Origin of the sequence: Sphingomonas yunnanensis, assembly GCF_019898765.1 — a bacterium.
Taxonomy (GTDB): Bacteria; Pseudomonadota; Alphaproteobacteria; order Sphingomonadales; family Sphingomonadaceae; genus Sphingomonas; species Sphingomonas yunnanensis.
Map to the genome: position 1 here is coordinate 1,278,915 of NZ_JAIOKB010000001.1, position 10,319 is coordinate 1,289,233.

The 10,319-nt window shown below is 65.4% G+C and carries 6 protein-coding genes; 2 read left to right on the forward strand and 4 right to left on the reverse strand.

Annotation, left to right across the window (positions count from 1 at the left end; translation table 11 throughout):
- Window positions 1-90 precede the first annotated feature (90 nt).
- Window positions 91-687 carry a TetR/AcrR family transcriptional regulator gene (locus K7957_RS06190; RefSeq protein ID WP_223011028.1) on the reverse strand — a complete coding sequence of 199 codons (597 nt, stop codon included), beginning with the start codon at window positions 685-687 and terminating at the stop codon, window positions 91-93.
- 102 nt (window positions 688-789) lie between these two features.
- Here K7957_RS06190 and K7957_RS06195 point away from each other — a divergent pair, with 102 nt between their 5' ends.
- Window positions 790-2,007 (forward strand): MFS transporter, encoded by a 1,218-nt coding sequence (locus K7957_RS06195; protein ID WP_223011029.1) that lies wholly within the window; start codon window positions 790-792, stop codon window positions 2,005-2,007.
- 317 nt (window positions 2,008-2,324) lie between these two features.
- Here the strand turns inward: K7957_RS06195 and K7957_RS06200 are convergent, their stop codons facing one another.
- Window positions 2,325-3,815, reverse strand: a complete 1,491-nt coding sequence (locus K7957_RS06200; RefSeq protein ID WP_223011030.1) for a glucuronyl esterase domain-containing protein — start codon at window positions 3,813-3,815, stop codon at window positions 2,325-2,327.
- A gap of 214 nt (window positions 3,816-4,029) precedes the next feature.
- Between K7957_RS06200 and K7957_RS06205 the strand changes: the two genes are divergently transcribed.
- Window positions 4,030-4,887, forward strand: a complete 858-nt coding sequence (locus tag K7957_RS06205; protein WP_223011031.1) for a FadR/GntR family transcriptional regulator — start codon at window positions 4,030-4,032, stop codon at window positions 4,885-4,887.
- 251 nt (window positions 4,888-5,138) lie between these two features.
- On the opposite strand, the gene K7957_RS06210 is transcribed toward K7957_RS06205, so the two are convergent.
- Entirely contained in the window at window positions 5,139-6,824 is a 1,686-nt protein-coding gene (locus tag K7957_RS06210; RefSeq protein WP_223011032.1) for a GH35 family beta-galactosidase, read from the reverse strand.
- Window positions 6,825-6,934: 110 nt separating this feature from the next.
- Complete coding sequence (locus K7957_RS06215) at window positions 6,935-9,943, reverse strand: TonB-dependent receptor (protein WP_425517158.1); 3,009 nt, start codon at window positions 9,941-9,943, stop codon at window positions 6,935-6,937.
- Window positions 9,944-10,319: the final 376 nt, after the last annotated feature.

A 10,319-nucleotide genomic window follows, 5' to 3' on the forward strand; every position in this document is an offset into this window, starting at 1 on the left:
GGGCCCGCAGCCTTGTGGGCCCGCTCACCAATGCACGCGCGACGCCCGTCGCGCCTGATTTCGCCAACCTTTGAGCGTGCTGGATAAATCCTATAGGTCTGATCGCCAGTCCGAGAACCCGCTGGAGATCGCCGCATCGATCGTGTCTCTTGGCACGCCATCGCGTGCCATGATCGAAATACCCAGGAGCAAGCCGTCAAGCAGCGCGGCGACACCGTCCGGCTCGACCCCCGGCTTAAGCTCGCCACTGGCGAGCGCCTCCCGGACACATTGGCCTATCAGCGCCCGGTTGCGGGCGCGCTCGTCAGCGGTCAGCGCGTTTAACCCCCCTGTAGCCGCCGTCATCGCAGACAGACCGATGAGGCAGCCGCTTGGATGCGACGGATCGCACTGCATCGCCGCCGTTCGTCGCAGCGCGACCTCAAGCCGCTTTCGTGGTGGTAGTGCGGGGTTGACGAGATCGTCGGACACGCGACCGTGCTCGACGAGGTAATAAGCGACAGCGTCCCGGTACAGCTGCTCCTTCGACTTGAACGCCGCGTAGAAGCTCGCTTTCGATAGGCCACCCATGGCCTTGAGCAGCTGCTCAAGCGAGACAGCGTCGAAACCATGCTCCCAGAACAGATGTGTCGCGGCGCGCAGCGCCGCATCCCGGTCATATTCACGCGGACGGCCGGTGCGCGGCATAGCCTGATCTCCTCCCTTTTAGAATAGGCGGTCTACAAGTCGTTGACAATGGCACGCCATCGGCCGCAATTACAGACCCAACGGTCCATATGTGAGGGTTCGATGTCCCATTCCCTTCCCGACGGCGACGGCCGCGTCGCGAAGCTTCCACTACCTGCGCTGCTCGCGTTGGCGCTGACAGGCTTCCTCTGCATCGCCACGGAGACGCTGCCCGCCGGACTGCTCCCTCAGATGACGAGCGACCTCGACCTGTCACCTGCGCTCGCCGGTCAGACGGTCACGGCCTACGCCCTCGGTTCACTCATGACCGCCATCCCGCTGACACTCGCGACCGCGACCTGGCCGCGACGGCGAGCGCTGCTCCTTACCGTCGCCGGCTTCCTGCTTTTTAACTCCGTGACGGCGCTGTCATCGAACATCGCCATCATCCTCGTCGCTCGCTTTCTGGCAGGATGCGCGGCAGGCCTCGCGTGGAGTCTCATCGCGGCCTATGCGAGGCGCATGGTCGTGTCGTCCTTGCAGGGCAAAGCCGTCGCCGTGGCAATGATCGGCACTCCGATCGCCTTGTCGATCGGGGTGCCGCTGGGGACGTGGCTAGGATCGAGCTTTGGCTGGCGACATGCCTTCACGATCATGTCCGCGATTGCGGCAGTCCTCGCGATATGGATCCTCTGTGTGGTGCCGAGCTTCCCGGGTCAGCCGCGCGGTCAGCGGCCCGCGCTGCTCCGAACTCTACTTCATCCCGGCGTGCGGCCAATCCTGCTCGTCGTGCTCGCCTGGATGCTGGGCCACAACATCATCTACACCTACATCGCTCCCCTCGTCGCACAGGCCGGGCTGGGAGAGCGGGTCGATCTTGTGCTGCTGGTATTTGGGGTGGCGTCGCTCGGCGGCATCTGGCTGAGCAGCAGGCTCGTCGACCGCGCGCTGCGTCATACCGTAATCGTTAGCCTGGCGGTGTTCACGCTGGTCGCGCTCGGTTTCGCGGTTGCGGCCAAGTCGCCAGCATGGGTCATTGCCGGCGTCGCGATCTGGGGCTTGAGCTTCGGCGGAGCCGCGACGCTGCTGCAAACCGCGCTCGCCGATGCCGCAGGAGCGGGAGCAGAGATCGCGCTGTCGATGAACGTGGTCGCCTGGAACCTGGCCATCGCTGGTGGCAGTGTCACCGGCGGCCTCCTGCTCGAGTGGGCGGGCGTCTCATCCTTTCCGTACGCGGTCGCCGTACTTGTTATGCTCGCTCTCAGTATCGCGTTGCGATCGGTCGAGCACGGCTTTCCTGTCGGACCGCGCCCAAGCGCCGACCGGGTCGCCGCGCACTGATTGCCGACCGGTTCTTGAGGCCGACCTCGTAGCTAAGCCAGTAGACCGAGGTCGAGCCCTCCAGCGACGGACTGCAGCTCTGGCGCCATTCCTGGTTCTGCTTCGATGCCGAGCGGAGACCCGATAGCGGTCATTCCCGGCGCCCCAACCAATCCCCAACTCCGGTCGCTCGTTCATTTGTACGATCGACGCTACTGAGCGTCCGTGACGGCGTCCGTTTGGCCTTGTAGTCGGCAGCTAGAGGTAGTTTGGCGGGTGACTTCGCATTAGCTCTCCTCCTCCTCGGCATCCGCTTCGGGCGCTTGCGGACGCAAAAGTCACCGCCGCCCGATCTTTCGGTCAGCCCACCGCAGGAAGGACTCCATGTTCGGTGCGTCCGTATGCCCGCCCTCGTGCTGGCGCCAAGCGAGTTCGCCATCGATCAGCTCGGTGGTTGGAGGCGGGATAACGGCCGCCCTATAGTCATTTCCGCGGCCGAGATCCCGCTTGCCAAGCAGGGTCCAGGCACGCCCGGCAGCGATCGTCGCCATGTAGCTGCCTTGCTGGTCGAGCCACTCTGCGTCGCCTTGCGCGGGAATGCCGTAGCTCACGAACGCGAGGCGCGGGGCGACGAGCGCGAGCAATTCATGTGCGTCGACCGGAATGTCCGCCGCCGTCTTCCGACCAAGCTGCCCCTGCTCCGTTCCGTATTTGAGGAAGTTGCCAGCCATCCAGTGGTAGCTGCCGGCCCCGGTGAGGTTCTCGACCTGCTCGCCCAGGTTGCGGCGATGTGGCTTCACGCCACCCTCGCCTGAGGAGCCGATCAGGACCATCTCGAACCGCTCATCGAAGGCCGCTGCGACCAGCGCTGCTTTACCCCACCGCGACACGCCCTCGACGCCGACGTGCGCCGCGTCGATCTCCGGCCGTATGGTCAGGTAATCGAGGAGCCGACTTGCGCCCCAGCCCCAAGCCCGCAACGCGCCCCATTGCTCCGGCGTCCGAGCGCGCCCCTGATTAGCAAGGCCGATCACGCCTTCGCGCAAGCCGGCGCCATCGTCGGCCTGGATGCTTGCGGTGTCGAGCAGAGCGACACTCCAACCATCCGCTATGAGCTTGGCCACCCGATCGTCGCGGGGTGGCATCGGCGGGAAGTTGCCAGGCTCCACGAACGCCAGCCCAGGATGCGCGGCAAAGATCGCGCCGAGCGATGGATCCCGCTGGAGCAGCAGCGCCTTCATCGCCCCGTCCAGGCGAGCGGCGTCGCGCGCGTCGGGCTGCGAGGGCGCCGGGTAACGAGCCGGCGCGAACATGATGAGCAAGGGTACACGCCCTTTTGCGTTGGCTGGCAGGACGAGCGTGACCCTCAAATTAACGGCGATCTGCGGCGCCCCTCGGTTGTCGAGGTGGCCGACCAGCTGTTGCGCGAGCGCTGGCCGGCCTCCGATGAACTCACGATCGGTGCTGTCGACGCGCCAAGTGACCGTTGGCGCAGCGGCGGGAACGCGACCGTAGACCTCACGCTCGAACAGTTCCACCAGCTCAGGGCGGCGCTCACGCTTCCACATGGCCGCGCTGGTCACCGGGCGCCCATCCGCCATCGTCATGAGATCTGGCCAGACCGGATAGGGGTTCGCCTTAAGAGGATCGTAGTTGGCCGCGTTCGCCGCCTCCGGGTCGCCGCTGGGGCCCGGTCGCAATTGCACGATGCCCAGTTGTCGCATCATGCCCTGATGGTCCTGCTCGGCCGCCGTTGGTGCGTCACCGGCCGCCGGGAGAAGCAAAGCCGCAAGCAGCAGCCCGCCCGATCGCCAACTACCTAGCCGCATCCGCTACTCTCCTAGGACACTCGTTCTCACCGGCCGGCAAGGTACCGCCCGCTTGTAGCGCTGCAAGTCCGGCTTGCGTTTTGCAGAGGCCCGCCGTTCGGACGCGTTCGCATCCACTGCGCAAGCGACTCTCACGCGGCAAACGGGAGCAAAGCGGCATGCCTGCAACTCAAAGCGGCTTAGAGATTGTCGGACGACGTGGTAAGGCAGGCAAATGGCGGATAACAGCGCGCGTGAAGCTGACATCCGGAGCACGCCACTCCGTAGCGAATGGGACAAAGAGACTTTGACAGCGGAAGGATCGAAGATTGTTCCCGAGCGACTATACATGCAAGTCGCACGTCGCCTGCAGCAGTCGATCCGCTTGGGTCACTACCCGGTGAACAGTCGGCTGCCCTCTGAGCGCGAGCTCGCGGATCTCCTCGGCGTTAGCCGACCGACGGTCCGTGAAGCTATCATCGTTCTCGAGTTGCGCGGCGTGGTTGAGATGCGTCACAGCACAGGCGTCTACGTCATCGCAGCGGAGCCGGAGACGACGACTCCCGACCTGACGGACAATGTGGGCCCCTTCGAGGTAACTGAGGCACGACGCCTATTCGAAGGTGAGACTGCGGCCTTGGCCGCCGGTACGATCAGCGAGGCCGAGCTGACTGAACTGGAGGGCCTGTTGTCGCAGATGGCAGACGATGGATTAGACCCCACGATACGCGAGCGAGCAGATCGCGATTTCCATCTGACCTTAGCTCGATCGACGCACAACGAGGCCATCGTCAGTGTAGTACAATCGCTTTGGGACAAGAGGTATAGCTCGCCGTTGTGCGTCTATCTCTTTTCGCTCGCGAGGCAGATTGGAATCCAGCCGCCGGTGGACGACCATCGGCGCATCCTCGCCGCGCTACGGGCTCACGATCCGGATGGAGCTCGTGAGGCAATGCAGGCTCACCTGACACGCGTCACGGAAAGTCTCTACCGCGCGACAGAGCACGATGCCCGCGAGCGAGCGAGACTGAAGATGGACGAACGTCGTCACGTTTTCGCGCGGCGCGCGGGAGTGGCCGAGCCGGCAGAATGACCATGCCGGCATAGGATGGGATCGCTCGCGGAGCCCACGCACTTTCAGCATCCGAGGGATCCGCCCGCAGCGAGCGGATCAGGGGAGCGCACTTGATTGGTCGCGCCCGATCATCTACGAACGACGCGGAAAGCTCCCACGATCAAGCCCTTGCATCGTAGCTGCAACAAGCGCGCGCGCGTCGGCTTCGAGACCTCGCAGCACGTAGGCGGGCCACTCGCCGCCCACATCGATGCAGGATGGCGGCCGCCTCAGCGATAGCGGTAGAGCCGAAGACGATAAACCTTCCTGTCGCCAGCATCCTTTGAGAACAATCGCAGAGACTGTCCTTGGCCCGTCTCATCACCATTCAGCCGCCGACCGGTGACGAACTGGCCGTCTTGGAAGAGCTGCTCGTCGATGCTGTCGACGCCGACGATCGGAAGGCCGGGGCGATCCGTGGTGAAACTGAGCTGCACATCGCCGCTGCCCACGACCAGGAACTCGTCCGGGGCGGTCTGCAGGAACATCGCTGCCACCCGACTGGTCTGATCGACGTCGCCCTTTGCCCCGCCGGCGCGAGTCATGTTGACGATGTAGTCGCCGATGCGGCCGCGTCCCGCGCGCTGCGCTCCGCCTTCCATCAGCACGGTCGTGAGCCCACCTTCCACCTGCTTCTGCAGGATCGTGGGCGCGAGAGGAGCAAGCTGGCCGTAGAGCGCCGTCATCGCGGGGTCGCCCTCGCCCGCCGCACTGAGCCCGATACTCGCGTCTCCCTGCAACACGACGCCCTCCCCATCGATCCCGAATGGCGAGAAGCCGACGGCGCCCAACGTACCGAAGCTATAGAGCGCGTTCGCCGCCCCGACCGGACCGCCGCGAGCTTCCGGCACGAACAGGGGGTTATCGGGTCGCGTGTATTGCGACGCCCAGCTGGCGTAATCCTCGAAGTAGATGTCAGGTGCCAGGAAGTCGAGCGATGGTGCGCCCGCCTTATAGACATCAATGGCAAAGGGCAGCGGACCGCCAGAATTGTACTGGCCTGGCTCGTAATTGGGCCGGATCAGTGCCGCGTTGGTGAACATGGGAAGCTGGTACTGCGCCTTCCCCGCCGAAGCGACGCCTTCAATGAAGGTCGCGTAAGCCCATGACATGAACAGCGAGTCGGTCATCGACTGATCGCCGAAAACCTCGCGCCACGATCCCGCAGTGCGGGCGCCAGCAGTTTCCCAAGCGGTGCGCAACGTCGGATGCAACGTGGACCGGTTCGCCGCGAGGTAGCGCAAGAGCGGCTCGGGCACCGGTGCGGCCAGCGCTGCACCGGCGGCCGCCGAATGGTCGCGCGACTCCGGAATGACGCCCACCTCATTCTCGACCTGGACCATCAAAACGGTGTGCTGCGCCGCGTCGACGGCACGAAGGTGCCGCATCAGTTCGCCGAACGCGCGCGCATCCGCGCCCCTAGTGGTCGTCGAGAACGGCGACAGTCGCTCGGTTCCACGTCCGTCGCTGGTCTGCGCGCGCGCGAACCGCGTCTGATCGCGCTTCACCCATGCGGGCACATAGCTCGAATACGTATTCTTCCAGGCTCCGAACCAGAGGAGGACCAGCCGAAGGTTCTGCGCGCGCGCGCCCTTCAGCAAGCCGTCGACATTGCTGAAGTCGAAACGGCCCTCCTGCGGCTCGATCGTCTCCCACGCGACGGGTGCGAGCACCGTGTTGAGGTTCATCGCCTTCAGCCTGGGCCAGATCGGCGCCATGTAGGCGAGGTCGTTACTGCTCGAATTGTGGAGTTCGCCGCCCAGCACCAGGAAGGGTTTGCCGTCGACGATCAGCTGCGTTGCCTTGCCGCGCCGCTCAAGGTGCGGTGCGCCCGCGGACTGCGCCTGGGCAACCGTGCCTACGAGCAAGGCGACGCCAGTCAGGATTATTCGGGTGACGGAGAACAGGCTGGACATCGCAGCTCCCTAAGTGGGTCTCGCAAATCAACAAAGGGGCCGGCCTCTTGTGGGAGGCCGGCCTAGCAACGGCGAGTCTCGGAGAAGGAGTCGAGACGCGCCGCAACCGCTTAGAAGCTTGCGCGCAGGCCGAAGAGGACCTGCCGCCCGGGATAGTAGACGCTGTACGCGGCATTGTCGTAGCCGAAGGTCGTGCGGATCGGCGCATTGGTCAGGTTGAGCATGTCGAGTGTGAGCCGCACTGCCTTGTTCATGAAGGGCAGCTGATAGCCCGCCGACAGGTCTAGCTGGCCGCGCGCGTCCGCCAGCAGGCCCAGCGGCAGGTTGTTCTGCGGCGCGTTGGCCGCGATCACCCCGCCCTGCCAGACGTAGTTGAGGCTCAGCGAGAGGCCATAGTTCTCGTAATAGCCCTGGAGGTTGTACTGCCAGCGCGGAACGCCCGCGGCCACGAGCCCGCTGTCGGACTTCTGCGTGATGTGCGTGCCGTTTGCCTGGAAGCCGAGCCCCTTGACGACGAAGTCGAGGGGCTGGTTCCATGTGCCCTCGACTCCCTTGATCACGAGGTTGTTGAGATTGACCGGTAGGTTGACCGTGATCGGCACCGCGGACACCGCGACGCCCGAGGCGGCGGCACGGTCGAGCAGCGCCTGGCGCTGCGTCGCCTGCAGCGCGTCGACCGGGATGTTGAGCTCGGAGAAGGGCGTCGCCTGCTGGATCGTGGCCGTGAATCCGTTGATGCTCTTCCGGAAGAGCGCCACGCCGATGTAGCCCGCGCCACCCGTGTAGAACTCGCCTCCGACGTCGATGTTGTCGGAGGTGTAGGGCTGGAGCGCGGGGTTGCCCGCCGTGGCGATCTGCGCGCTCGGGTCGGAGAAGGTGACGCCGGGCAGGATCGAGCCCGCGTCGGGCCGCGTCAGCGACTTGGACACGGCGAAGCGCAGCTTCAGGTTGTCGAGCACGTCGTAGCTGAGGTTCGCCGACGGCAAGACCTCCTCGTAGTTCGAGTCGGCGACGATATCGACGATGGCGGTGCCGATCTGGCTGGGGCCGACGACGTGCTGCTTGGTATAGGTGTAGCGGAAGCCCGCGTTCGCGCGCAGCTCGCGGCCGAACAGCTCGGACGTGCCGTTGATCTCGGCGTACCCGCCGTACACCTTCTCGTCGATGTCTCCGGTGGACCCGCCCGTCACGGCACCGCGCGTCTCCGGCGCGGTGTCGCGGAACTGCGCATAGTTGGTCACTTCCTTCAGGCGATCGAGGTCGGGGACGATGAAGCTCGTCACGCCGAACGAGCCGCGCGACAGGTGGCCGAAGTTGGTCGCGGCGGTGCGCATCAGATATTGCGGGATCGCGCTGGTGGGGACGCTGCCGGTGTTGCCGGTGCACGGACTGCCGCACACCGACAGCTGGAACGGGTTGGTGTTGTCGTAGGCCCGGACGCTGCGCTTGGCCTGGTCGTAGGCCGCACCGAACTTCACGTTGAGCGCGTCGTCGCCGACATAGATGTCGAGGTGCGCGCCGCGCGTCTCAGTCTCGCGACGCACGTTCTGGACGTTGACGCGGTACCATTGCCAGCCGAGGTTTGGGTCTCCGAGGTCGACGTTGGCGCCGATGATCGGCTGTGGGTTGCCGTTGGTGTTGTCGTAGGCGACCTCGACGCCCGAGTTCGGCGCCGTTTGGAAGGCGAAGGTCGGCTGCTCCCGGAAGAAGGTGCTCTTGCCGAAGTTGGCCGACAGGTCGACCTTGACCGTCTCGCTCGGCTTCCACGACGCGCTCGGCGTCACGTTCCAGAACTTGGTGTCCTGGTTGAAGATGCTGTTCTCAGAGAAGAAGGAGGAATTGGCGAACACGCCCGACGTGACGACGTTGTTCGAGTCGACCTCGATGTCGAACGGCACCATGCCGCCGGTCGACTGCGGCGACGTACCCGGCCCCGAGTTGCGCACCTGCCAGTTCATGTTCGAGCGCAGGTAATCGCGCTTCGATCGCGCCCAGATCCCGTCGAGCGCGAAGTGTAGCGCGTCGGACGGGCGCCATTCGACCGCGCCGACCACCGAGATGCGCTCGCGCGTGCCCTCGGTCAGCACCGGTCGGCCCAGCCGCGGGATGATCGCCTTGGAGAGCTGGGACAGCGTCAAGCCCGATGTCGCCGCGAGATCGACCGGCGTTCCGGCGACCAGTCCGCGCCCGACGTTGGCGGGCGTGATCGAGGCGAAGCTGAAACCGTTGCTCTCGGGCGGCGAGACGTTGCAGCCGGTGCCGCAGGCGAGGTTGGCATCGGTGAAGCCGACCGTGTCATAGCCGTCCACGCGGGTCTTCTGGCGGACGCCCGCCACGCCGAGCAGTACGCCGAACGTGTCGCCGAAGGTGTGGCTGGCAACCAGCGCGCCGCGCGGCCCGACCTTGTCGTTACTGTCGGTATAGGCACCCTGCGCGACCACGGTGATGTGCGTGCCCGGCTTGTCGAACGGCCGGGCGTTGCGCAGATTGACTGTGCCGGCGATGCCGCCCTCCAGCGTCGAGGCAGTCGGCGTCTTGGCGACGTCGAGGCGGGTGAACAGCTCGGACGGGAAGAAGTCCAGGTCGACCTCACGGTTGCCGCCGCCCGACCCGTTGGTCCCGCCGTCCGATGCTACCGCGAACTGCGTGCCGTTGAGCAGCACCTTGGAGAAGCTGGGACCAAGTCCGCGGATCGAGACCTGCGTGCCCTCGCCGCTGATATCGCGGTTGAGGCGCACGCCCGGGATGCGATTAAGTGTCTCGGCGAGGTTGGTGGCGGGCAGCTTGCCGATGTCCTCGGCGAAGATCGAGTCACCGAACGCGACCGAGTTACGTTTGGCGTTGGTCGCACTCTGAAGCGAGGCGCGGATGCCGGTGACGACGATGTCCGCGCCGGGCTGCCCGCTCTCAGTGACCTGCTCGACGCTCTGCACGGCGGCAGGTGGAACCTGCGCGTTCGGGCTGGCGGCGGTGTCGACCTGCGTCGCGGGAGAGGGCTGTTGGCCACCAGGTCCGGGTTGCGCGGTGTTCTGCGCCTGGGCTTCGGCGGCAACGAGAGCCAATCCAGCGGCAGCTACCAGCAGCTGCACGCGATTCTTGTGGCGACGACGCACTGACACGAAGCCTCTCCTCCAATTTGATCACGCCTGCTTCGAGCCGGCAGGCTGAGTAGCGCCGTTAGCGCTATCATCATCTTGGTATGTCGTTGAGGCTCTATCGTCAAGTCGGTAATTAGTTTTTGGTCTGGCAATCCTATTCTTACGTTTTATGACGATGCCAGTCAGACGCGGATCGCCGCGGCTGTTAAGTGGCTCCGGGGAGTGTTCAGGGTGGGTCAGCGAGGGATCAATCACGCTTTTGCGGCTCTGGCGCTGCTCCTCGCCAGCACCGCGTCGGCGCGCGCCGACGACGGCTACCGCCTGTGGCTGCGCGCCGACGCGCCCGCCGGGCCGGGCGCGCGCGTGACGCTGCGCGGCGACGGCGCCACGCTGCGGC

Bases quoted from the DNA above. Each gene is read 5' to 3' on its own strand.
- K7957_RS06190 (WP_223011028.1), bottom strand. From the start codon at position 687: ATGCCGCGCACCGGCCGTCCGCGTGAATATGACCGGGATGCGGCGCTG.
- K7957_RS06195 (WP_223011029.1), top strand. From the start codon at position 790: ATGTCCCATTCCCTTCCCGACGGCGACGGCCGCGTCGCGAAGCTTCCA.
- K7957_RS06200 (WP_223011030.1), bottom strand. From the start codon at position 3,815: ATGCGGCTAGGTAGTTGGCGATCGGGCGGGCTGCTGCTTGCGGCTTTG.
- K7957_RS06205 (WP_223011031.1), top strand. From the start codon at position 4,030: ATGGCGGATAACAGCGCGCGTGAAGCTGACATCCGGAGCACGCCACTC.
- K7957_RS06210 (WP_223011032.1), bottom strand. From the start codon at position 6,824: ATGTCCAGCCTGTTCTCCGTCACCCGAATAATCCTGACTGGCGTCGCC.